We start from the raw sequence: 22516 nt of genomic DNA, 5'->3' as shown, positions 1-22516 counted from the left end.
GGTTAGCGTGGCGAGCCGGTGCTGCGCCAGCTTTTATTATTATCCAGCTCGGCGCGCAGCTCCGCGCTATTGGAGGCCGGAAAGTTCAGTGGGAAAGTGTTGCTGGCATTGGCCAGCACGTAGCCAAACAGGCTATTCGATAGCGTGCGACCGGCCAGGCTAACTTTGCTCAGACGGGCATGACCTTTTCCACTGTTGGTAATTCTCAACGCGCTATGGCCGTCCTGGGTGATCACCCGCCAGCTTAACGCAGGCTGGGCAGTATCCGCAGAGAGGCCCTGGCCGTAGGTAAACAGCGGCACGGAGTAGCGCATCTGGAAATTCAGTCCGGCCTGATTGGGTGCCTGGCTCTGAGGGGTAGGGATTTCATCCAGCACCACACGCCAGGCCATTTCTTTGCCCGGCGGCGGCGGGACCTGATTGATCAGGCGTACCAGCTGCTTTTGTCCAGGTTCTATTCTGACCAGCGGCGGGCTGGCCACCACGCTCTGCTGCGTCTGATACTGCTCTTTGCCATCAATTTGCTGCCAGTTAAAAATCCTGACCTGCATAAGCGTGGTCGCCCCGCCCCGGTTCTCAATCCATAGCTCTGTCGCCTTATCCCCACTGGGGATTTTGGGATCGATGGGCCAGATCAGTACCGAATTACCCGCCCGGACGGGTGATAAAAATGCGCCGCCGATCAGGCAAAAAAACAGCGCAATAAGAGGTAACCTATTCATATATGCTTCTCGTTTTCCCTTTCTCACCAGCTCAGCGTTACCGTCAGGGTATCGCTGTAGGTGCCGGCACGGTTGACTCCGCTGAGCTGCACCAGACCGTAAACCGGCAGGGTGATGTTATTGGCATTACTGAAGGCCAGCGCCACATTCTGACTCACCGGGATTGCGCTGGCGGCACTGTGGTTGGCACTGGTGTACAGCGAGTAGCCAATCAGATTGGTATTATTCGCCACCTGCATATTCCGGGTCGTGGAATAATGCGCGCCGCCGTCAATGCTCAAATTCAGCGTGGTCCCGGGCGTACAGGCCAGCGTTAACGCAGCATTTTGCGTCAGGCTGGTACTGGCCGACCTGCTGCCTACGCCCGGTAGTGTGCCGAAGTTCAGCGCACCAAATACGGCAGTGTTGGTACCGGAAATCACACAACCGTTAACAATCGATGCGCTGACCTCAAAGGTCTGTGTCGGAAGCGACCATGCACGGTTGCTGATAACGCTGAGCAACATGCACAACACACCCGCCAGCCAGCCTCCGGTTTTCAGCCACGCCAACACAGGGCGTTCCCCTTCAGTAACAATCAGTAATTCACGGCGACGTTAATCGTATCCGTGTAGGTTCCCGCGGGGATCGCGGCGTTAAATCCACCGCCGCTCACCCGGCCATAAACAGGATAATTATCGCCGTTGACCGGATCGGTGGTGCCCGTATTGACCAGATTGGCATTGTTTGCGATGGGGGTGGTGTAAGCGGTGCTGCCATACAGGGTATAGGCTATCCCCTGGGTCGCGTCGCTACCCAAAACCAGATAGCGCGGCTGTGCGGTGACGGCGCCATAAACGGTAGCCGGTGCCGCGTTGCTGCTGGTGAGCTGAACATTGTAGGTCTGACCCGTGGTGCAGCGAACGAAGATACCGTTACCCAGCGAGCCGACTAAGGTGGCGTTGAGCGTATCAAAGGTCCCTGCGCTACTACCAAAGTCCAGAGTACCGAAATTCACGCCTGTGGTAGCCGACTGGCCGTTGACAAGGCAGCCGGTAGTGAGCACCAGCGTGGCGTTAATGGTGCCCGTCGTGGTAGCGGTAAAACCGGACGTCACCGTGCCAGCGCTCAGTGCGCAACCCAGCAGAAAAAGCTTCAATTTCATAACCATTCCTTACTGATTAGATCGATGAAAGTGCTTTTTCGCCTGGTGTAAAAGTGAACATCTCACCTTAAAAATTAAAGATAAAATAATATATTGTTTTTAATAAATGGCCGTAAAGCGCGTTTCATCGCATCAGTAGCAGCGTAATATATATGGTTTTCTTTACTATAGAACAACTAAGGGATACGTGAACAGCTGCAAGAAAAAATAATATTTGCGGCTGCGAGGAGAAAAGATTTTTACGACCCAGGCCACGGATTTAGGGAGGAACGCGCTATCTTTAAGAATAATCTCATTATCGTAAAGTAAATCTTTGAAGAGCGTGGTATGTTCTGTGAGCGATTAAACCGTACCACTAAATTTTAAAATCACGCGTGCTGACCCGGGCAGGGGAAGTCATTAAGTCAGGCCAGACATTTATATTTATATTCCGGTTAACAATGGCCCTGTTTTGCGCGCGAGATAAAGAGGTACTGGTAAGACTTAAGAAAGTTTTGTTTAATAAATCAGCGCCACGCTACTGGCTGCAAAAACCGAGATTTACCTATGCTTATGAGTTCCTGGGACCCGCTGATGGTCATTGCTTCCGTGGCCGTTGCCTTTCTCGCCTCCTATACCGCGCTGGATATGGCGGGCAGGGTAACCACCACGACGGGAAAAGCCGAAACGTTCTGGCTGATTGGCGGCGGGTTTGCAATGGGAATTGGCATCTGGTCAATGCATTTTATCGGTATGCTGGCGATGGATCTTGCTATGGCGATGAGCTATGACCCCAGCCTGACGGTTATCTCGATGGCCGTTGCCATCGCCGCCTCGATTTTTGCGCTGTGGATTGTCTGTTATGGTCAGCTTACGCTCGGGCGGCTGATTATTGGCGCACTGGTGCTCGGGAGCGGCGTCGCCTCCATGCACTACATTGGCATGGCAGCTCTGATGCTGGCACCGGGCATCGACTGGAACTGGCGCTGGGTAGTGGTGTCGGTGGTTATCGCGTTGCTGGCTTCGGTGGTGGCTTTGTGGCTGGCATTCAGGCTGCGTCAGGGGAATGGGCGACTCGGGCTGCTGCGGGCCGGCGCGGCGATGGTGATGGGCGGAGCTATCGCCGGGATGCACTACACCGGTATGGCCGCCGCGAATTTCCCCATGAACAGCCATGCGACCGGGCAGGGCGTAAACAGTCAGTGGCTGGCGGTGGTGGTCACCGTGGTGACGTTATCCATTCTCGGTATTGCGCTGGTGGTCTCCACGCTGGATGCCCGGCTTCAGTCGCGAACCTCGGTGCTGGCCTCTTCCCTGGCGGAAGCCAACAGGGAGCTGGCTAAGCTGGCGCTACATGACAATCTTACCCGGCTGCCAAACCGCATTCTGCTGGAAGACCGTCTGAAGCAGGCCCTGACTAAAGCCATTCGTGAAGAGAGCACCTTTGCGGTGATGTTTATGGATCTCGACGGCTTTAAGGGGGTAAACGACGCGTTTGGCCACCATATCGGCGATAATCTGCTGATCGCCGTGACTGACAGAATGAACGCCCAGCTCAAAGACCTTCATACGCTGGCAAGAATTGGGGGCGATGAATTTGTGTTGCTGCTGGAAATTAGCGAACCCAATGATGCCGCCGTCGTCGCCGACAGGCTGGTCAAAGCGATTAGTGTGCCCTTTACCCTCTCCCTTTACGAACTGCTGGTTTCCCTGAGTATTGGGATCGCCGTTTTCCCTGGGGACGGTCGGGACGAGCGCGAGCTGATGTTTAATGCCGATGCGGCGATGTACCACACCAAAAAGAACGGGCGCAACGGCTACAGCTTTTTCCAGCCATCAATGAACACGCTGGCGCAGAATCAATTACAGCTGATAAACGATCTGTGGCTGGCTATTGCAAACAATGAGCTGCGCCTGTTTTATCAGCCTAAATATGGCGCAACGGATGGGCAGATCCTCGGTTTTGAGGCGCTGATCCGCTGGCAGCATCCGCAGCGCGGGCTGCTTATGCCGGATATCTTCCTGCCGGTGGCGGAAAAAACCGGCCTTATCGTAAGCCTGGGTAACTGGGTGATTAACGAGGCCTGTCGTCAGCTACGAATCTGGCATCTTGAGGAGAATCCGCGCTGGTCCGTGGCGGTTAACCTCTCCACCGTGCAGTTTGAACAGGTCGGTCTGGTAGAAACCGTCACCCGGGCGCTGGCGGAGCATCATATTCCGGCAGAGTTATTGACGCTGGAGGTGACCGAAACGACCGCAATGCGTGAGCCAGAGGAGAGCATCCGTATTCTGACCGAGCTGGCTGCACTGGGTATCAAAACGTCTATTGATGATTTTGGTACCGGCTACTCCAGCCTGCTTTACCTGAAGCGGCTACCGGCCAGCGAACTGAAAATTGATCGCGCGTTTGTGAGCGAACTGCGACCGCAAAGCGGTGACGCCACGATTATCACCGCCATCGTTGCTCTGGCGCAGACGCTGAATCTGAAAGTGGTGGCCGAGGGCGTTGAAACGCAGGAGCAGCAGGCATTTTTGACCCGGCTGGGCTGTGATTCGCTCCAGGGCTATCTTCTGGGTCGCCCGGTGCCTGCCGGGCAGGTGCCACAACTCAGACGGAGTGTGGACACCGGGCAAAAGGGGGCGCTACCTTCTGAGCCTGGGGAAAAGCGCCGGCCAGCCCTGCCGGATACTGTCTAAATGCGCACGCCGTGCCTATAATAGCCGCCAGCAATCCTTAAGGAGTCGGTAACGGTTTTGGCAAAATATCAGCGGCTTATCGATCGTATTACCCAGCAAATCGCGGCAGAAATCTGGCTGCCGGGAGAGAAACTGCCCTCGCTACGTGAACAGGTTGCGCTCAGCGGCATGAGTCTGATGACGGTGATGCACGCCTATCAGGTGCTGGAGAGTCAGGGATGGATCCGCTCCCGGCCACAGTCAGGCTACTTTGTCGCACCGCGCGCAGAATTCCTCAGCCAGCCGGTTGGCCATCAAAAAGTGCAGCTGGCGGAGTCGGTCGACATCAACGCCTTTATTTTCGACGTGCTTCAGGCCGGTCGCGATCCGCAGATCGTCCCTTTCGGTTCCGCTTTCCCCGACCCTGAACTTTTCCCCCAGCGGCAGCTGATGCGCTCACTCAGCGCCGTGTCGCACTCTCTGACTCCAGCAGATGCGATAAATAATCTGCCGCCCGGCAATGAAACGCTGCGTAAAACGCTGGCGCAGCGCTATGCCCTTCAGGGGATTGCCGTTTCTCCTGATGAGATTGTGATCACCAATGGCGCCATGGAGGCGCTGAACCTCAGTATGCAGGCGGTGACCGAACCGGGTGACTGGGTGGTAATTGAAAATCCCTGCTTTTATGGTGCGCTACAGGTTATTGAGCGCCTGAAGCTGAAGGCCGTCGCCATTGCGACCGATCCCCGCCTCGGGATGGATCTTGATGAGCTGGCGCGGGCGCTGGCGCGCTGGCCGATAAAAGCCTGCTGGATGATGACCAACCAGCAGAACCCGGTTGGCTGTACGCTGAGTCGCGAAAAAAAGCAGCAGCTGGTGGCGCTACTGGCGGAGCATCAGGTCGCCCTGATTGAAGATGATGTTTACAGCGAACTCTACTTTGGCAGTGAAAGACCGCTGCCCGCAAAGGCGTTTGATAGCCAGAACGATGTGCTGCACTGCTCGTCGTTCTCTAAAAATCTGGTTGCGGGGTTCCGCGTGGGATGGGTCGCGGCGGGCAAACATGCCAAAAAGATCCAGCAGCTACAGCTGATGAGTACGCTGGCTACCAGTGCGCCTATGCAGCTGGCGCTGGCCAACTATCTGGGCACCCGGAGCTATGACAGCCATCTGCGGCGTCTGCGCCAGTCGCTGGAGCAGCGTAAAAATCTGGCCCGTCAGTCACTCCGACGGCATCTGCCCGCCGCCGCCAGAATCAATGACAGCCAGGGCGGCTATTTTTTGTGGATTGAACTGCCTAAGCAGGTAAATACCACCCTGCTTTATACCCGCGCGCTTGAGCACAACATCAGCATCGCGCCAGGTAAAATGTTCTCTTCCGGCGAGCAGTACGCTAACTATTTCCGCTTTAATACCGCATGGGCATGGGGTGAAGCACAGGAGGCCGCCGTCGTGACGCTGGGTAAGCTGATTGCGGCAATGCTATAAGTGCTTTACGGGCCAGCAGGCAAGCTGGCCTGAAAGAGATCAGACGGCAGAGGCGCGCTGCTGGCCCCAGGTCAGATGGTAGACGTCATAGAAATCCACTTCGCCTTTCAGGGTCAGCAGCTTCCTGATCCCCTCCTTCACCCGCTCAGGCACCTGCGAGCTTTGCATAATTTCCGCTATGGCGGTGTCAGAAAGCGTACGCACGTAATACCACTCGCCGTTATAGCAAACGCGCAGATCGAGCGTATCAATATCTTCAAAGCGGTAGCGGGGATTGATATCCAGCATCATCAGGCCGCTCATCAGTAAAACGAACAGCGTAGCGCCCCAGAAAGCGGGCCAGCCCAGAAATTCCGTGGTGAAAATCAGCGCCACCGTCAGGGCATAGCAGATGTACATGGAGACCCACAGACCCGGGTGACTTTTCAGAAAATTAAAGCTGAAGCGCGGCTTGTTATCACGTCGCTCCTCGCGGTTCAGGGTATCAATTTCACGCAGCAGGATTTGTTTAATATCGTTCACGTTTACCTCACTCGTTATTGTTATTAGTAGACCACAGTGGGTAAAGTCATGACAGACACAGTTTGCGATAATTCAGGTATAACAGTTGTCATTATTCCTGGGGCAGTGCGCGGGATCTCTTACTATACTTCCGAACCCGATCTCAGGAGATACCCTATGCTGCCGCACGCTGGAAATTTGCTCGCTATGATGTCCTTTGCCGCTGGCACCTTTTCCGCCGGGGCGTCGAACAATCCGCAATATCTGACCTTTCAGCCGACGCCTGACGTGCCGAACAACCTTTTACCGCTGATTATTTATCCGCAGGTGGTGCCGGAAGACGTCGGGGATATTGCCCGCTATTTTGAAGATCTGTTTGCCGCTCACCACTGGCTGCCGCGCTGGCGCTACCCGATTTATCCCTGGACACATTATCACCCTAATACCCACGAACTGCTGGGCATCGCAGCGGGTCGGGCGCAGGTCCTGTTTGGCGGAGAAACGGGCAGGGTGGTCACCGTTCAGGCGGGCGATGCGGTACTGATCCCGGCGGGCGTGGGACATCAGCAGCTTTCCGCTACCGAAGACTTTTTCGCCGTGGGGGCATACCCACGGGGTATGCAGCCTGAAACGCGACGGAATGACCCAGCTTTAATGCCTCAGTCCGTTGTGGATATCAGCCGTGTCCCGCTGCCGCAGCAGGATCCGCTCACCGGCGGTGAAGGGGCGGTGACGGAGATTTGGCATCCTCTGGACGTGCGCGAATAACGGCAGTAAAGCATTAATGACAGAATCAGAGGTGAACATTGAATATCATTGCGATCGTAGGACCGCAGAACGTCTTCTATAAAGATGAACCTATCCGCGAACTTGATAACGTATTAAATGCCCGCGGCTTTCAGACAATTTATCCGAAAGACGGTAACGACCTGCTCAAGCTGATTGAACACAATCCCCGTATCTGCGGCGTGATTTTCGACTGGGATGAACACAGCCTCGATCTCTGTAGTGAGATCAACCAGTTAAATGAATACCTGCCGCTTTATGCCTTTATCAACACCCATTCCACCCTGGATGTGAGCATCAATGAGATGCGCATGGCCATCTGGTTCTTTGAATATGGCCTGGGCGGCGCAGAAGAGATTGCCCAACGCATCCGCCAGTATACGGATGAATATATTGATACCATCACGCCACCGCTGACGAAAGCGCTGTTTAACTATGCGAAAGAGGGAAAATACACCTTCTGCACGCCGGGACATATGGCCGGAACCGCATTTCAAAAAAGCCCGGTGGGCACGCTGTTCTATGACTTTTACGGCGCTAACACTCTGAAGGCGGATATCTCTATCTCGGTGACTGAACTGGGATCGCTGCTGGATCACACCGGCCCCCACCTGGAGGCGGAAGAGTATATTGCGCGTACCTTTGGTGCTGAGCAGAGCTATATGGTGACTAACGGCACCTCGACATCGAATAAAATCGTCGGTATGTATGCGGCCCCCGCCGGGAGTACGGTGCTGGTGGATCGCAACTGCCATAAATCACTGACTCATCTGCTGATGATGAGCGATATTATTCCAGTCTGGCTGAAACCTACGCGTAACGCGCTGGGGATCCTTGGCGGGATCCCAAAACGGGAGTTCACCAAAGAGAGCATCGCGCTGAAGGTGGCACAGACCGAGCGTGCCAGCTGGCCGGTGCATGCGGTGATCACCAATTCGACCTACGATGGCCTGCTCTATAACACCCAGTATATTAAAGAGACGCTGGACGTCCCCTCCATCCACTTTGATTCTGCCTGGGTGCCCTATACCAATTTCCACCCAATCTATAACGGCCTGAGCGGCATGAGCGGTGAACGTACGCCGGGCAAGGTTATTTACGAAACGCAGTCCACGCATAAGCTGCTGGCGGCCTTTTCCCAGGCTTCACTGATCCACATTAAGGGGGAGTACGACGAACAAACCTTTAACGAAGCCTACATGATGCATACCACGACCTCGCCGAATTACTCCATCGTGGCGTCGATAGAAACCGCGGCGGCCATGCTGCGGGGTAATCCCGGTAAGCGCTTGATTAACCGCTCGGTTGAGCGCGCGCTGCACTTCCGCCGCGAGATCCAGCGGCTGCGCGAAGAGTGCGACGGCTGGTTCTTTGATATCTGGCAGCCAGATGGCGTTGACCAACCTGAATGCTGGCCCATTCAGCCGGGCGAAGAGGAGTGGCACGGCTTTATGGATGCCGATGCGGATCATATGTACCTCGATCCGATCAAAGTGACCATTCTCACCCCCGGGATGAGTGAGCAGGGCGAAATGGCGGAGGAGGGGATCCCGGCAGCGCTGGTGGCGAAATACCTGGACGAACGTGGGGTGGTGGTTGAAAAGACCGGCCCCTATAACCTGCTGTTCCTGTTCAGTATTGGCATTGATAAAACCAAGGCGATGAGCGTGTTGCGTGGGCTGGCTGAATTTAAGCGCGCCTACGATCTCAACCTGCGGGTGAAGAATATGCTGCCGGATCTCTATGCCGAAGATCCTGACTTCTACCGAACCATGCGCATCCAGACGCTGGCTCAGGGGATCCACCGACTCATCAGCGAGCACGATCTGCCGCGCCTGATGCTACAGGCCTTTGCGACGCTGCCGGAAATGAAAATGACGCCCCACCAGATGTTCCAGCAGCAGGTCCGTGGAAATGTCGAAACGGTTGATATCAGCGAACTGGTGGGACGCGTTTCTGCCAATATGATCCTGCCCTATCCGCCGGGCGTTCCGGTGGTGATGCCAGGGGAGATGATCACCGAAGAGAGCCGCGCGGTGCTCGATTTTCTGCTGATGCTCTGCACCATTGGCCGACACTATCCGGGCTTCGAAACGGATATTCACGGTGCAACATTGACCGAGGAAGGCCAGTATCTGGTGCGGGTGCTCAAGTCATAATCGGCTAGCCACGTCTTCGCGGAATTTTGCCATTCTCATTCCGGGCATTTCCGCGTAGCGTAAAAGGTCAAATTCATCATCAAGAGAGCACTATGTTAGGTATCAGGCAGATCCATCATATCGCCATCATCGCCAGCCATTATGAAACCAGTAAGGCATTTTATTGCGACGTGCTGGGCTTTACGCTGATGGACGAAGTTTACCGTGAAGCCCGCGATTCGTGGAAAGGCGACCTGGCGCTTAACGGTAACTACGTTATCGAACTGTTCTCCTTTCCCCAGCCGCCTGCGCGGCCCACGCAGCCTGAAGCCTGCGGTCTTCGCCATCTGGCTTTCAGCGTCGCGGATATCGACGCCGCAAAGCGTGAGCTGGAAGCGAAAGGAGTGAACTGCGAGGAGATCCGCGTGGATCCGCTTACCGATAAGCGTTACACCTTTTTCGCCGATCCGGACGGCCTGCCGCTGGAGCTGTATCAGGCGTAATAAATGTCGGGCGATGTCGGGTGCCGTAGCTGCATCAGGCGTAATAAATGCCTGCCAGTGTCTGCCGCTGTCGTTGCCTTTAGCGTAGTGACTCATGGGCGATGGCAGGCGCTGGCACGGTATTAAATACTCCCTCAGGTTCGCTGAGGGTTTGCTGTGAACGCCTGACCATGCGTAAAATAGCCTCCGACTCACCCGGTCTGAGAGGGCCGGGTTTTAACGTGAATCGTGGGATCCTCATGCCAGTCTCGCTTCTTCCTCAACTGCATCTTGCCGGACATCAGCGTCTGCTGGTGGCCTACAGCGGCGGCCTTGATTCCAGCGTGCTGCTCCAGCAACTGGTTCTGTTGCGCAGGCAGCTTCCCGATCTCCAGCTAAGAGCGATACATGTCCATCACGGGCTCAGCCCGTTTGCGGATAGGTGGGCCGACAGCTGTCGCCAGCAGTGCCTGCAGTGGCAGGTGCCGCTCGAGGTGGTAAAGGTACAGGTGAACAGTCGGCAAATGGGGGTAGAGGCGGCCGCCCGGGCTGCGCGTTACGATGCGTTTAAACAGCATATCCAGCCGGGCGAGTGCCTGGTGACCGCCCAGCATCAAAACGATCAGTGTGAAACGCTGCTGCTGGCGCTAAAGCGCGGAAGCGGGCCGGCCGGACTGGCCGCCATGCCGCAGCATGCCTCGCTGGCAGGCCATGTACATTTGCGCCCGCTGCTCTCGCACACGCGAGAACAGCTCGAGACCTGGGCGGCTGACCATCAACTGAGCTGGATCGAGGATGAGAGCAATCAGGACCAGCGCTATGACCGCAATTTTCTGCGGCAGGCCGTGCTTCCCCTGCTGACGGCGCGCTGGCCGCACTTTTCACAGGCCGTCTCCCGCAGCGCTGCCCTCTGTGGCGAACAGGAGCAGCTGCTGGACGAGCTGCTGGCAGAGTCATTATCGCATTTAGTCACGGCGGACGGAGCGCTAACCTTTCCCCCGCTGGCGGAGATGAGCGACGCACGACGCAGCGCGCTGCTGCGTCGCTGGGTTGCGGGGCAGGGAGGGCTGATGCCGTCTCGTGATGCTTTGCAGCGTCTCTGGCAGGAGGTTGCCTGTAGCCGCGAAGACGCCGCGCCGCGACTTGTGCTTGGCCGGTTTGAAGTACGACGCTTCCGGGACAGGCTTTACTGGCTTGTGCTCGGTAACGCCGTGCGCGATGACGTTATTGACTGGCCTTCCCCCTGGGAGCCGCTAACGCTACCCGACGGCCTGGGGCAGCTGTTAACGGGTACCGAAGGCCTTGCAGTGCGTACGCCGGAAGAGGGAGAAAAGGTCACCGTTCGTTTTCAGGCTCCGGGACAATTCCATATTCCCGGCCGGGCCGGAAGTCGCTCGCTAAAAAAGCTCTGGCAGGAGTGGGATATCCCCCCCTGGCAACGAGGCCGTACGCCGCTGATTTTTTACGGCGAGCACTTTGTCGCGGCCGCCGGGGTCAGGGTTACCCGCGAGGGGGAACCTTTATCGGACAAGGTATGGAAAATACACTGGAAAAAATAAGAGCAGACAACATGATAAGAAAAATATTACTCATGCTATTTCTGGCGTGCTTAACGCTACCGGCGCTGGCACAGGGCGATGCTCAGGCGGGCGCGCAGAAGGCAGCAAGCTGTCAGGGATGCCATGGGGCGCAGGGTAAGGCGCAGGTGGCGCTTTATCCTAACCTCGCCGGGCAGAATGCTGACTATCTGGCTCATGCGCTACAGGCCTATAAAAAAGGGGAACGTAATGGCGGTCAGGCAGAAGTGATGAAGGCGTTTGTGGCAGGTTTAAACGATAAAGATATTGACGATTTGGCTGCATGGTATGCCAGCATGAAGCCGTAAAACCGCCGTCATGCGGGCGGAACAGCGTCCGCCCGCATGACGCTTAATCAGACTCGCTGACCATGACGGTACCCAGCTCCGGATGGGTGAAGCTGGCGATGTGGTCCAGTCGCAGCTCGCGGACTTCGCCGGAGAGATCGATGGCCAGAAACTCCACATTCTTACGTGACACCATATCGGTGGCCCTGGCATTAAGCTGCTCGCCATTTTTAAGTTCAAGCGATAGCGTCCAGCTTTTCTGGCAGGCGAGTTCCAGGTTGTCGTAATCATCACAGTTGATAGGTCTGTAGGCTTCATTCGTCAACATAATCGCTCACCAATAAGTTAGCAGCAGCAAACGCTGCCTGTTCCCTGATGGAAGAGTGTAGCTCAGTATTAGCCGCTACCTCGTTGAGTGCTTTCAATACGCACGCTAATGCGTCCGGCACGTATCCCAGTTCGCCACTGCCTATTTCAGCGTATTTACGGCGGACTAATTCACAATACTTTTGCACATGCACCTCCTGACAGAGTTTTCTCTGGCGATTTAGCGACTATAACACAGGCTTTTACATGAAATCAGCCTGGCAACAGGTCATTTGCGGTGTCATCGGGTTACAATGGCGGTCAATCAAGATAAGGATCTTTATGGCACTCAAAGCGACCATCTACAAGGCGACGGTGAACGTTGCGGATATGGACAGAAACGTTTATCTCGACGCCAGTCTCACCCTGGCCCGTCATCCGTCTGAAACGGAAGAGCGCCTGATGCTGCGCCTGCTGGCGTGGCTGGTCAACGCCGATGAGCGGCTCACATTTACCCGTGGGCTGAGTGCAGAGGATGAGCCTGAAATCTGGCTGATGAACGACCATAACGGCATTGAGGTATGGGTCGAGCTGGGCCTGCCGGACGAGCGCCGCATCAAAAAGGCCTGTAACCGTTCTGCCCGGGTATTTTTGTACACGTACACCAGTCGCGCGGCGCAAATCTGGTGGCAGCAGAACCAGAATAAACTGGCGCAGCAGGATAACCTCACCATCCGTTTCCTCGATGACGAGCAGCTGAAAGCGCTTACCCAACTTGCTTCGCGTTCGATGACGTTACAGGCTACGGTGCAGGATGGCGCGATCTGGCTCTCTGACGACCAGCATCATCTGGAGCTGCACTTCACTGACTGGTTAATCAACGGCAAGCTGGCATGATAGTTATCTCTAATAACGTCACCATTCCGGACAGTGAGCTGGAGATAACGGCGATTCGGGCGCAGGGTGCGGGTGGACAGCACGTTAATAAAAGCTCTACGGCGATCCACCTGCGCTTTGATATTCGCGCATCCAGCCTGCCGGAATTTTACAAAGAGCGGCTGACGGCTACCAGTCATCATTTGATCACCCCGGAAGGCGTGGTGATCATCAAGGCCCAGGAGTATCGCAGCCAGGAGATGAACCGCGAAGCGGCGTTGAAGCGTCTGGGAAATTTGATCCAGGAACTGACCGTGGTGGAGAAAAAGCGACGCGCAACCCGACCGACGCTGGCGTCAAAGAAACGCCGTCTGGAAGGCAAGGCGCGTAAGGCGACAACAAAATCAATGCGCGGGAAAATGCGTGGTGCACCGGAATAACGGATGCGTTGCGCGGAAAAGCGTGGCGCGCTGAAGTAGCGGACGCGTTGCGTGCTGGGCAGACTGGGGTGTGAGGCAGACGTTACGGTGAGCCGGGTATGAGCGTGGCAGGCTGCATCAGCAGCCTGCCACGGAGGGGGCTTAGCCGTTGATTTCTGCTAACAGGAAATCAAGGATTTCGCCGGTCTTAATCATGCGTTTTTCACCTTCGCGACGGGATTTATACTCAATCTCTTCGCTGTCCAGGTTACGGTCGCCAATGACAATCGTATGCGGCACGCCAATCAGCTCCATGTCGGCGAACATCACGCCCGGGCGCTCTTTACGGTCGTCGAGGATAACCTCAATGCCTTTCGCACGCAGCTGGGCGTAAAGCTCCTCCGCCAGCTCCTTCACGCGGAAGGATTTGTGCATGTTCATCGGCAGGATCGCCACCTGGAAAGGTGCCAGCGCCGCAGGCCAGATAATTCCACGGTCGTCATGGTTCTGTTCAATTGCCGCCGCAACAATGCGGCTGATGCCGATGCCGTAACAGCCCATTGACAGAACCTGGTTACGGCCGTCTTCACCCTGCACGGAGGCTTTCATCGCTTCGGAGTATTTGGTGCCGAGCTGGAAGATGTGGCCCACTTCAATGCCGCGCTTGATCAGCAGCGTTCCCTTACCATCCGGGCTGGCATCGCCCTCGACGACATTGCGGATATCCGCCACGCGCGGCAGCGGCAGATCGCGCTGCCAGTTGATGCCGGTAAGGTGTTTACCATCAATATTGGCACCCGCACAGAAGTCGCTCATGGCCGCCACGGTGCGGTCAACCACCACCGGCAGTGACAGGCCTACCGGTCCAAGTGAACCCGGGCCTGCACCGATAGCCGCGCGGATCTCTTCCTCAGTGGCAAAGGTCAGCGGCGCGGCAACGATATCAATTTTCTCAGCTTTGATTTCGTTCAGCTCGTGATCGCCGCGCACCAGCAGGGCAACCAGCGAGTGGCCGCTTTCCGCAGCCGCCTTCACCAGCAGGGTCTTCACGGTTTTTTGGATCGGCAGACCGAACTGTTCAACCAGCGCAGCGATAGTTTTCGCCTCTGGCGTGTCAATCTCATTCAGTTCCTGAGTGGCGTCCGGACGACCACCGGCAGGAGCGACGGCCTCTGCCAGCTCAATGTTGGCCGCATAGTCCGATTCGGTAGAGAAGACGATATCGTCCTCACCGCTTTTCGCCAGCACCTGAAACTCATGGGACGCGCTGCCGCCAATTGAGCCGGTATCGGCCTGCACGGCACGGAAATCCAGCCCCATCCGGCTAAAGCTCTGGCCGTAGGCACGATACATTGCATCGTAGGTCTCCTGTAAAGAGGCCTGCGAAATATGAAAGGAGTAGGCATCTTTCATAATAAACTCACGTGAGCGCATCACGCCAAAGCGAGGCCGCACTTCATCACGGAATTTGGTCTGGATCTGGAATACGTTCAGCGGCAGCTGTTTGTATGAGCTCAGTTCGTTACGGATCAGATCGGTAACCACTTCCTCATGCGTCGGGCCGAGCACGAAAGGGCGATCGCCACGATCGACAAAGCGCAGCAGTTCCGGGCCGTACTCCTCCCAGCGTCCACTTTCCTGCCACAGATCGGCGGGCTGCACGACCGGCATGGAAATCTCAATTGCACCGGCGTTATTCATCTCTTCACGCACGATATTTTCGACTTTTTTAAGTACGCGCAGGCCGGTCGGCAGCCAGGTATAAAGCCCGGATGCCAGCTTGCGGATCATCCCGGCGCGCAGCATCAGCTGATGGCTGATCACTTCAGCGTCGGCAGGCGTCTCCTTCTGAGTGGAGAGCAGGTATTGAGTAGTACGCATGAGTTACGATTCCAGTTAAGCAGAAAGCTTACGAATTAAGCCAGGCAGTTAAAATGCTGGCGGTAGTGTACCAGCGAGTTTTAACTCTCAAAAGATGCAGGGGAATAAATTAACGCGGATCGACAGCGATGACGACGGTTCCTGTGCCCGTCACGCACCAGCGAACGTTAAAATCGAGCAGCCAGGCGGCATATTCCCGCTCCGGCTCTTCGCCCTTACGGTAGGCCGGACGAGGATCCTGGGCCAGCACCTGACGGATAAAACGCGCAAGGTGCGGATAGCGCTGGCGCTGGCTGGCGACCTGTTGCTCCGCCAGTGGGGAGAACGTTACCGGCATTGATGCATCCGGTGCCTGTTGGGCAAATCCGGCGCGGGCATCAGGAATGGATTCTGCAAATGGCAGATAGGGTTTGATATCAACAATGGGGGTGCCATCCACCAGGTCAAGGCTTCCCAGCTCCAGCACAACGCTGCCTTTATCCACTCTAATCCCGGTCAGCTCGACCAGCGACATCCCCACCGGGTTAGGACGAAACGTTGAGCGGGTACTAAATACGCCTACCCGCGCGTTGCCGCCCAGCCGCGGAGGGCGTACGGTGGGGCGCCATCCACCTTCCATCGTCTGATGAAAGACAAACAGCAGCCATAAATGGCTAAATTCCTCCAGTCCGCGCACGGCTTCGGGCTGATTGTAAGGGGGGAGCAGGTGAAGTTCACCACCGCCATCCTGCACAAGGCCCGGCTGGCGGGGAACGGCAAACTTTTCCTTCCAGGGGGAACGAAGGGTGCCAATTTGCTGGAAGGAAAATGCACTCACTGGTTGGACACTTTCAGGGCAGACCCCTGACACACGGCCTGGCGGTAGCAACCCTGCGCACTACTTACGATTTCACACTGATGGAGCAGTACGGCATTGGCTTTCATCGTTGACGCGCGCGTCTGCATTCTTCTTCGAGCGGTTGTAATATTTGGCGGTGAGCTCTGTGCGCTGTTCTGGCAATCTTCACCATAGACTTCGCCCAAATCGCGGAACGGCTTACTGACCAGATCGCCAGCATCGGTGTAAAGTTTTACCGGGACAGGGCGCGGCGCAGGTTTGGTGCGTGCTGGCTCAGTTTGCGTAGTTTGCTTGAAGGGCTCGACGGGTTTGTACGGTTTATGCAGCAGCGAACACCCTGTCAGCGAAAGGGCTAACAAACAGAGCGGTAAAACACGCATGTGAAGTTCCTTATAGTCGGTAAAGTGACGTTATTGAAGCAACCCTGGTGGGTAATAACAAGCGTTCTGGAAATAATAAAGCGGGCAATCGCCCGCTTTGTCAATGGCGTCACGGCTATCACCGAAGTGAAACCGTAGAGCCTGGCATTTTACCAGCCTTTAACCGCACCGCCGTTGAAGATTTTGCTCGCGGCGTTGCTGACTTCGTCAGAGTGGTAGGCCTCAACGAATTTCTTCACGTTTTCAGCATCTTTATTATCTTCACGTGCAACAATCATATTCACGTAAGGTGAGTTTTTGTCTTCCACAAAAATGCCGTCTTTCTCCGGGGTGAGGTTAATCTGGCTGGCATAGGTGGTATTAATCACCGCCAGAGCGATCTGCTGATCGTCCAGCGAGCGAGGGAGCTGCGGCGCTTCCAGCTCAACCAGCTTGATATTTTTCGGGTTCTCTACCACGTCCAGAGTCGTTGGAAGCAGCCCGGTGCCCTCTTTCAGCTTAATCAGGCCCACTTTCTGCAACAGCAGCAGTGAACGCCCGAGATTCGTCGGATCGTTAGGAATCGCGACCTGCGCGCCATTCTGCAGCTCATCCAGAGATTTGATTTTCCTGGAGTAGCCCGCAATCGGATAAACGAAAGTATTGCCGACGGAAACCAGCTTATAGCCGCGATCCTTGATCTGCTGATCGAGATAAGGCTTATGTTGGAAAGCATTGACGTCAATATCGCCTTTGCTCAGCGCTTCATTAGGCAGTACATAATCGTTAAAGGTGACCAGCTCAACGTCCAGACCGTACTTATCTTTAGCCACCTGCTTAGCGACTTCAGCAACCTGCTGCTCCGCGCCGACGATCACGCCAACTTTAATATGATTAGGTTCTTTTTCTTTGCGATCGCAACCAACCAGTGCCAGCGTACCAATTAGCGCGCCTACAGTGGCTAATGTTTTAAAATTAAAAGACATATCCCTTCCTTAATCTGAATGTGCTGTTATTTATGCGTGACCGCGCGAACGATGCGGTCACCACTGAATTGGATCAGATAAACGAGTACCACCAGTAACACCAATACCGTATTCATTACCGTCGCGTCATAGCCGATGTAACCATACTGATAGCCAATCTGACCAAGGCCCCCGGCGCCGACCGCGCCACCCATAGCAGAATAGCCTACCAGCGTAATCAGCGTAATCGTTGCTGCATTTACCAGCCCCGGCATCGCTTCCGGCAGCAGCACTTTGCGTATGATCTGCATCGGGGTGGCGCCCATGGCGCGTGAAGCCTCAATCAGCCCGGACGGGAGCTCAAGCAGGGCATTTTCCACCATGCGGGCAATAAAGGGGGCAGCCCCCACCGTCAGAGGAACAATGGCTGCCTGCAAACCTATGGAGGTGCCGACGATGATGCGGGTAAATGGGATCATCCATACCAGCAGAATAATAAAGGGGATGGAGCGGAAGATGTTAACCAGCGCAGAGAGGACGCGGTAGAGTTTTTGGCTGGACATAATCTGCCCCGGACGCGTTACGTAAAGCAGAACGCCGACCGGAAGGCCCAGTACAAAACCAAAAAAACCGGAAACGAAGGTCATCATCAGCGTTTCCCAAACGCCCCGGCCGAGAAGCCATACCATTGCCTCAGACATAACCCAGTACCTCTACCTTTACATGGTGCTCTTTAAGAAAATTGATCGCCGCCTGCGTGTCAGCATCCGTACCGTGCATTTCGGTGAGCATAATGCCGAACTTCACGCCGCCCGCGTAGTCCATCTGCGCGCTGATAATATTGTTGTTCACATTGAAACGGCGAGCCGACTCAGAGAGCAATGGGGCATCTACCGACTGGCCGGTGAACTCCAGGCGCAGTAAAGGTACGGCGTCAGCCCGCGGCTCCGCCGTCAGGCGCGCCGAATAATCGTCGGGAATATCCAGATGGAGCGTGGAGTGAATAAACTGCTGTGCCAGCGGCGTCTTAGGGTGCGAAAACACTTCGCTGACCGTATCGTTCTCTATTAACTCGCCGTTGCTGATCACCGCCACCCCGTCACAGATGCGCTTAACGACATCCATCTCATGGGTGATCAGCAGTATGGTGATGCCCAGGCGGCGGTTGATGTCCTTGAGTAATTCAAGAATGGCGCGCGTGGTTGCCGGGTCGAGGGCGCTGGTGGCTTCATCACACAGCAGCACTTTAGGATTGGTGGCCAGCGCGCGGGCAATAGCAACACGCTGCTTCTGACCGCCGGAAAGATTGGCCGGCCAGACATCATGCTTGTCCGCCAGGCCGACAAGGGCCAGCAGCTCAGTAACGCGCGTTTTGATCTCGCTGCTGGTCAGCTTGCCCAGCTCCAGCGGCAGGGCGACATTGCCAGCGACGGTACGGGAGTTCATCAGGTTGAAATGCTGGAAAATCATGCCGATTTGGCGGCGCGCCCGTGTCAGCTGGCTTTCAGAGAGCGTGGTGAGCTCCTGATTATCGACCAGAACAGAGCCGGAAGTGGGGCGTTCGAGTAGATTAACGCAGCGGATCAGGGTGCTTTTCCCCGCCCCTGATGCGCCGATGACGCCGTAAATTTGCCCCGCAGGCACATGCAGGCTGACATCTGACAGCGCCGTGATGGTGCGTGTGCCCTGCTGGAACACCTTAGTTATGTGCGAAAGTTTTATCATTTTAAGTGCGCTGCTGTTTATCCATGGCGTTAAGTAAAGTGCTTCCCGAGCAACGCCGGGCGCGAGTGGATGGTAAGGCATCCAGACGGCTGAATCAATCAAAGTATGATTCACTGCCCTGCCGGGGAATTCTCGCACAATGAACCAGTCGTAGCGCAGCGGCATTGTTGAAAAAGCTCCGGGTCGTCCTTTATAGCGTATTTGCTCACAGGCAGGTACGGTGCTTTTGATCGCAGGGGGATAGGTCGCATTAGCTTACGGGCAGATTGGGTGCATTCGCTCACGGCCTGGGGCGGTGACGTTATGCCACGGTCACACTACGACGCTTTACGCCTGAACAGGGAATGTTGTGGTCAGGCTACCGGGTGAAAATGCGATCGTCATTACTCTACTGGTTCTGTTACGGGCGCAGGGATATGATATGCCCCAACGCAACAGGTAATTACAGGAGCTTCCGGTGGCTAATACCGTACCCGCAATATTTCTCGATCGCGACGGCACAATGAATGTCGATCATGGTTACGTGCATGAAATCGACAACTTTCAATTTATTGATGGCGCGATCGACGCAATGCGTGAACTTAAGAAAATGGGTTTTGCGCTGGTGATGGTAACTAACCAGTCCGGTATTGCGCGGGGTATCTTTAATGAAGATACCTTTATGCAGCTCACCGAATGGATGGACTGGTCGCTGGCCGATCGTGAAGTCGATTTGGATGGCATCTACTTCTGTCCGCATCTCCCGGACGCGGTAGTAGAAGAGTATCGCCAGCAGTGCGACTGTCGGAAGCCACACCCCGGCATGCTGCTGTCCGCTCAGCAGGAACTCAATATCGATATGGCCGCTTCTTATATGGTAGGTGACAAACCTGAGGACATGCTGGCAGGAAAAGCGGCAGGCGTGGGTAAAAAGGTTTTAGTGCGTAGCGGTAAGCCAGTGACGGAAGAGGGTGAAAATGCAGCAGACTGGGTCATAAACAGCCTTGCAGACCTGCCTGCACGCATTAAACAGGGCTAAAAAGCAGCGTTCTGCACGAACTTTCAGCGAACGGTAAAAAAGTTCATATTTATACTTGCCTTCCCCGGGCGCATCCCTATAATGCGCCTCCATCGACACGGAACAACGGCTTACAGGCCGCCGGGTTGAGAGGGTCAGGAAGCTGAACCGCCGGAGAAAAACTTCCCAAAAAGAAGTTGACTCTGAAGGAGGAAAGCGTAATATACGCCACCTCGCAGCAGGCCGCCAAGGCGCCAGCCGCACCGCTCTTTAACAATTTATCAGACAATCTGTGTGGGCACTCGCAGGATTGATATCAGCGCCGCAAGGCGCAAAAAATATCAAGTCTTAAGAGTGAACACATAATGAAATTCATTATGACGTTTTACACTTGAGCATCGCTTCACTTGTTGAAGCAAATCGAACTTTTAAATTGAAGAGTTTGATCATGGCTCAGATTGAACGCTGGCGGCAGGCCTAACACATGCAAGTCGAACGGTAGCACAGGAGAGCTTGCTCTTTGGGTGACGAGTGGCGGACGGGTGAGTAATGTCTGGGAAACTGCCCGATGGAGGGGGATAACTACTGGAAACGGTAGCTAATACCGCATAACGTCTACGGACCAAAGTGGGGGACCTTCGGGCCTCACACCATCGGATGTGCCCAGATGGGATTAGCTTGTTGGTGAGGTAATGGCTCACCAAGGCGACGATCCCTAGCTGGTCTGAGAGGATGACCAGCCACACTGGAACTGAGACACGGTCCAGACTCCTACGGGAGGCAGCAGTGGGGAATATTGCACAATGGGCGCAAGCCTGATGCAGCCATGCCGCGTGTATGAAGAAGGCCTTCGGGTTGTAAAGTACTTTCAGCGGGGAGGAAGGGAGAGAGGTTAATAACCTCGCTCATTGACGTTACCCGCAGAAGAAGCACCGGCTAACTCCGTGCCAGCAGCCGCGGTAATACGGAGGGTGCAAGCGTTAATCGGAATTACTGGGCGTAAAGCGCACGCAGGCGGTCTGTCAAGTCGGATGTGAAATCCCCGGGCTCAACCCGGGAACTGCATTCGAAACTGGCAGGCTAGAGTCTTGTAGAGGGGGGTAGAATTCCAGGTGTAGCGGTGAAATGCGTAGAGATCTGGAGGAATACCGGTGGCGAAGGCGGCCCCCTGGACAAAGACTGACGCTCAGGTGCGAAAGCGTGGGGAGCAAACAGGATTAGATACCCTGGTAGTCCACGCCGTAAACGATGTCGACTTGGAGGTTGTTCCCTTGAGGAGTGGCTTCCGGAGCTAACGCGTTAAGTCGACCGCCTGGGGAGTACGGCCGCAAGGTTAAAACTCAAATGAATTGACGGGGGCCCGCACAAGCGGTGGAGCATGTGGTTTAATTCGATGCAACGCGAAGAACCTTACCTGCTCTTGACATCCACGGAATTCGGCAGAGATGCCTTAGTGCCTTCGGGAACCGTGAGACAGGTGCTGCATGGCTGTCGTCAGCTCGTGTTGTGAAATGTTGGGTTAAGTCCCGCAACGAGCGCAACCCTTATCCTTTGTTGCCAGCGATTCGGTCGGGAACTCAAAGGAGACTGCCGGTGATAAACCGGAGGAAGGTGGGGATGACGTCAAGTCATCATGGCCCTTACGAGCAGGGCTACACACGTGCTACAATGGCGCATACAAAGAGAAGCGACCTCGCGAGAGCAAGCGGACCTCACAAAGTGCGTCGTAGTCCGGATCGGAGTCTGCAACTCGACTCCGTGAAGTCGGAATCGCTAGTAATCGTGGATCAGAATGCCACGGTGAATACGTTCCCGGGCCTTGTACACACCGCCCGTCACACCATGGGAGTGGGTTGCAAAAGAAGTAGGTAGCTTAACCTTCGGGAGGGCGCTTACCACTTTGTGATTCATGACTGGGGTGAAGTCGTAACAAGGTAACCGTAGGGGAACCTGCGGTTGGATCACCTCCTTACCTGAAGATACTTTCCCGCGTAGTGTCCACAACAGATTGTCTGATGAAAAAGTAACGAGCAGAAAAACCTCTACAGGCTTGTAGCTCAGGTGGTTAGAGCGCACCCCTGATAAGGGTGAGGTCGGTGGTTCAAGTCCACTCAGGCCTACCAAATTTTCACTCATGCTGCGTTATGCGCGCGGTCGTTTACCTCAGGTAAACTTCCCTTCCGCATGCCCTGCATGAGCAAAAATTAACATTTGCCGCCTCACAGCGACAGGTGAACTCACGTTGAGTGGTAGTGGAAGGTCTCTGCAGTAACTGTATGGGGCTATAGCTCAGCTGGGAGAGCGCCTGCCTTGCACGCAGGAGGTCAGCGGTTCGATCCCGCTTAGCTCCACCATGCAGTTTTCTGACAA

At 55.3% G+C, this 22516-nt stretch carries 22 protein-coding genes, 2 tRNA genes and 1 rRNA gene; 13 read left to right on the top strand and 12 right to left on the bottom strand.

Annotated features, from left to right (window positions below):
- Positions 1-2: 2 nt before the first annotated feature.
- From AAGR22_RS18635 to AAGR22_RS18625, 3 genes are all read right to left on the bottom strand, one after another.
- A complete protein-coding gene (locus AAGR22_RS18635; RefSeq protein ID WP_345828943.1) occupies positions 3-722 on the bottom strand; it encodes a molecular chaperone in 720 nt (239 codons plus the stop codon).
- Between the two features lie 23 nt (positions 723-745).
- The gene (locus AAGR22_RS18630; RefSeq protein WP_345831625.1) at positions 746-1228 is read right to left on the bottom strand and encodes a spore coat U domain-containing protein; all 483 of its coding nucleotides are present in this window, start codon (positions 1226-1228) and stop codon (positions 746-748) included.
- 71 nt (positions 1229-1299) lie between these two features.
- Complete coding sequence (locus AAGR22_RS18625; RefSeq protein WP_067706256.1) at positions 1300-1866, bottom strand: spore coat protein U domain-containing protein; 567 nt, start codon at positions 1864-1866, stop codon at positions 1300-1302.
- A gap of 546 nt (positions 1867-2412) precedes the next feature.
- On the opposite strand from AAGR22_RS18625, the gene AAGR22_RS18620 reads away from it, so the two are divergent.
- Positions 2413-4542 (top strand): bifunctional diguanylate cyclase/phosphodiesterase, encoded by a 2130-nt coding sequence (locus AAGR22_RS18620; protein WP_345828941.1) that lies wholly within the window; start codon positions 2413-2415, stop codon positions 4540-4542.
- Positions 4543-4599: 57 nt separating this feature from the next.
- Positions 4600-6009 (top strand): PLP-dependent aminotransferase family protein, encoded by a 1410-nt coding sequence (locus tag AAGR22_RS18615; protein WP_067706260.1) that lies wholly within the window; start codon positions 4600-4602, stop codon positions 6007-6009.
- A gap of 39 nt (positions 6010-6048) precedes the next feature.
- Here AAGR22_RS18615 and AAGR22_RS18610 read toward each other — a convergent pair whose 3' ends face one another.
- Positions 6049-6531: a YlaC family protein gene (locus AAGR22_RS18610; protein WP_067706262.1), complete on the bottom strand. Its 483-nt coding sequence runs from the start codon at positions 6529-6531 to the stop codon at positions 6049-6051.
- Between the two features lie 156 nt (positions 6532-6687).
- On the opposite strand from AAGR22_RS18610, the gene AAGR22_RS18605 reads away from it, so the two are divergent.
- From AAGR22_RS18605 to AAGR22_RS18585, 5 genes are all read left to right on the top strand, one after another.
- A complete protein-coding gene (locus AAGR22_RS18605) occupies positions 6688-7278 on the top strand; it encodes a cupin domain-containing protein (RefSeq protein ID WP_345828937.1) in 591 nt (196 codons plus the stop codon).
- A 38-nt stretch (positions 7279-7316) separates the two neighbouring features.
- Positions 7317-9455, top strand: a complete 2139-nt coding sequence (locus AAGR22_RS18600) for a lysine decarboxylase LdcC (RefSeq protein WP_345828935.1) — start codon at positions 7317-7319, stop codon at positions 9453-9455.
- A gap of 92 nt (positions 9456-9547) precedes the next feature.
- Entirely contained in the window at positions 9548-9937 is a 390-nt protein-coding gene (locus tag AAGR22_RS18595) for a VOC family protein (protein WP_067706268.1), read from the top strand.
- Positions 9938-10176: 239 nt separating this feature from the next.
- Entirely contained in the window at positions 10177-11475 is a 1299-nt protein-coding gene (gene tilS, locus AAGR22_RS18590) for a tRNA lysidine(34) synthetase TilS (protein ID WP_345828933.1), read from the top strand.
- 32 nt (positions 11476-11507) lie between these two features.
- The gene (locus tag AAGR22_RS18585) at positions 11508-11801 is read left to right on the top strand and encodes a cytochrome c (protein ID WP_345828931.1); all 294 of its coding nucleotides are present in this window, start codon (positions 11508-11510) and stop codon (positions 11799-11801) included.
- Positions 11802-11844: 43 nt separating this feature from the next.
- Here the strand turns inward: AAGR22_RS18585 and rof are convergent, their stop codons facing one another.
- Positions 11845-12108 carry a Rho-binding antiterminator gene (rof, locus tag AAGR22_RS18580; protein WP_345828929.1) on the bottom strand — a complete coding sequence of 88 codons (264 nt, stop codon included), beginning with the start codon at positions 12106-12108 and terminating at the stop codon, positions 11845-11847.
- A complete protein-coding gene (locus AAGR22_RS18575; protein ID WP_067706275.1) occupies positions 12095-12295 on the bottom strand; it encodes a YaeP family protein in 201 nt (66 codons plus the stop codon). Before AAGR22_RS18575 ends, rof begins: the two co-directional genes overlap by 14 nt.
- A 133-nt stretch (positions 12296-12428) precedes the next feature.
- On the opposite strand from AAGR22_RS18575, the gene AAGR22_RS18570 reads away from it, so the two are divergent.
- Complete coding sequence (locus AAGR22_RS18570; RefSeq protein ID WP_345828925.1) at positions 12429-12983, top strand: YaeQ family protein; 555 nt, start codon at positions 12429-12431, stop codon at positions 12981-12983.
- Positions 12980-13402: an alternative ribosome rescue aminoacyl-tRNA hydrolase ArfB gene (gene arfB, locus AAGR22_RS18565; protein WP_067706279.1), complete on the top strand. Its 423-nt coding sequence runs from the start codon at positions 12980-12982 to the stop codon at positions 13400-13402. Before AAGR22_RS18570 ends, arfB begins: the two co-directional genes overlap by 4 nt.
- Before the next feature lie 141 nt (positions 13403-13543).
- Here arfB and proS read toward each other — a convergent pair whose 3' ends face one another.
- The 6 genes from proS to metN all read right to left on the bottom strand — a co-directional run bounded on the left by proS (position 13544) and on the right by metN (position 19149).
- Positions 13544-15262, bottom strand: a complete 1719-nt coding sequence (proS, locus tag AAGR22_RS18560) for a proline--tRNA ligase (RefSeq protein ID WP_345828923.1) — start codon at positions 15260-15262, stop codon at positions 13544-13546.
- A 109-nt stretch (positions 15263-15371) separates the two neighbouring features.
- A complete protein-coding gene (tsaA, locus tag AAGR22_RS18555; protein WP_067706281.1) occupies positions 15372-16079 on the bottom strand; it encodes a tRNA (N6-threonylcarbamoyladenosine(37)-N6)-methyltransferase TrmO in 708 nt (235 codons plus the stop codon).
- Positions 16076-16480: an Rcs stress response system protein RcsF gene (gene rcsF, locus AAGR22_RS18550; RefSeq protein WP_067706283.1), complete on the bottom strand. Its 405-nt coding sequence runs from the start codon at positions 16478-16480 to the stop codon at positions 16076-16078. The genes tsaA and rcsF overlap by 4 nt, the downstream gene beginning before the upstream one ends.
- A gap of 149 nt (positions 16481-16629) precedes the next feature.
- On the bottom strand, positions 16630-17445 hold the full coding sequence (locus AAGR22_RS18545; RefSeq protein ID WP_345828920.1) for a MetQ/NlpA family lipoprotein: 816 nt from the start codon (positions 17443-17445) through the stop codon (positions 16630-16632).
- 26 nt (positions 17446-17471) lie between these two features.
- Positions 17472-18125, bottom strand: a complete 654-nt coding sequence (locus tag AAGR22_RS18540) for a methionine ABC transporter permease MetI (protein ID WP_067706289.1) — start codon at positions 18123-18125, stop codon at positions 17472-17474.
- Positions 18118-19149 (bottom strand): methionine ABC transporter ATP-binding protein MetN, encoded by a 1032-nt coding sequence (metN, locus tag AAGR22_RS18535; protein ID WP_345828919.1) that lies wholly within the window; start codon positions 19147-19149, stop codon positions 18118-18120. Before metN ends, AAGR22_RS18540 begins: the two co-directional genes overlap by 8 nt.
- Positions 19150-19606: 457 nt before the next feature.
- On the opposite strand from metN, the gene gmhB reads away from it, so the two are divergent.
- The 4 genes from gmhB (at position 19607) to AAGR22_RS18515 (ending at position 22500) form a co-directional block, all read left to right on the top strand.
- Entirely contained in the window at positions 19607-20167 is a 561-nt protein-coding gene (gmhB, locus tag AAGR22_RS18530) for a D-glycero-beta-D-manno-heptose 1,7-bisphosphate 7-phosphatase (RefSeq protein ID WP_067706292.1), read from the top strand.
- Positions 20168-20576: 409 nt separating this feature from the next.
- Positions 20577-22118, top strand: a 16S ribosomal RNA gene (locus AAGR22_RS18525).
- A 74-nt stretch (positions 22119-22192) separates the two neighbouring features.
- Positions 22193-22269 (top strand) — tRNA-Ile (locus AAGR22_RS18520).
- A 155-nt stretch (positions 22270-22424) separates the two neighbouring features.
- A tRNA-Ala gene (locus AAGR22_RS18515) sits at positions 22425-22500 on the top strand.
- The last annotated feature ends 16 nt before the right edge of the window (positions 22501-22516 follow it).

It is taken from the genome of Erwinia sp. HDF1-3R (assembly GCF_039621855.1).
Classification (GTDB): domain Bacteria; phylum Pseudomonadota; class Gammaproteobacteria; order Enterobacterales; family Enterobacteriaceae; genus Erwinia.
Note: the sequence above shows the minus strand (reverse complement) of the source record. Positions and strands in the feature narration are given on the sequence as shown.

Coding starts and splice junctions, on each gene's coding strand:
- AAGR22_RS18635 (WP_345828943.1), bottom strand. CDS start 722: ATGAATAGGTTACCTCTTATTGCGCTGTTTTTTTGCCTGATCGGCGGC.
- AAGR22_RS18630 (WP_345831625.1), bottom strand. CDS start 1,228: ATGTTGCTCAGCGTTATCAGCAACCGTGCATGGTCGCTTCCGACACAG.
- AAGR22_RS18625 (WP_067706256.1), bottom strand. CDS start 1,866: ATGAAATTGAAGCTTTTTCTGCTGGGTTGCGCACTGAGCGCTGGCACG.
- AAGR22_RS18620 (WP_345828941.1), top strand. CDS start 2,413: ATGCTTATGAGTTCCTGGGACCCGCTGATGGTCATTGCTTCCGTGGCC.
- AAGR22_RS18605 (WP_345828937.1), top strand. CDS start 6,688: ATGCTGCCGCACGCTGGAAATTTGCTCGCTATGATGTCCTTTGCCGCT.
- AAGR22_RS18595 (WP_067706268.1), top strand. CDS start 9,548: ATGTTAGGTATCAGGCAGATCCATCATATCGCCATCATCGCCAGCCAT.
- tilS (WP_345828933.1), top strand. CDS start 10,177: ATGCCAGTCTCGCTTCTTCCTCAACTGCATCTTGCCGGACATCAGCGT.
- AAGR22_RS18585 (WP_345828931.1), top strand. CDS start 11,508: ATGCTATTTCTGGCGTGCTTAACGCTACCGGCGCTGGCACAGGGCGAT.
- rof (WP_345828929.1), bottom strand. CDS start 12,108: ATGTTGACGAATGAAGCCTACAGACCTATCAACTGTGATGATTACGAC.
- AAGR22_RS18570 (WP_345828925.1), top strand. CDS start 12,429: ATGGCACTCAAAGCGACCATCTACAAGGCGACGGTGAACGTTGCGGAT.
- arfB (WP_067706279.1), top strand. CDS start 12,980: ATGATAGTTATCTCTAATAACGTCACCATTCCGGACAGTGAGCTGGAG.
- proS (WP_345828923.1), bottom strand. CDS start 15,262: ATGCGTACTACTCAATACCTGCTCTCCACTCAGAAGGAGACGCCTGCC.
- rcsF (WP_067706283.1), bottom strand. CDS start 16,480: ATGCGTGTTTTACCGCTCTGTTTGTTAGCCCTTTCGCTGACAGGGTGT.
- AAGR22_RS18545 (WP_345828920.1), bottom strand. CDS start 17,445: ATGTCTTTTAATTTTAAAACATTAGCCACTGTAGGCGCGCTAATTGGT.
- AAGR22_RS18540 (WP_067706289.1), bottom strand. CDS start 18,125: ATGTCTGAGGCAATGGTATGGCTTCTCGGCCGGGGCGTTTGGGAAACG.
- metN (WP_345828919.1), bottom strand. CDS start 19,149: ATGATAAAACTTTCGCACATAACTAAGGTGTTCCAGCAGGGCACACGC.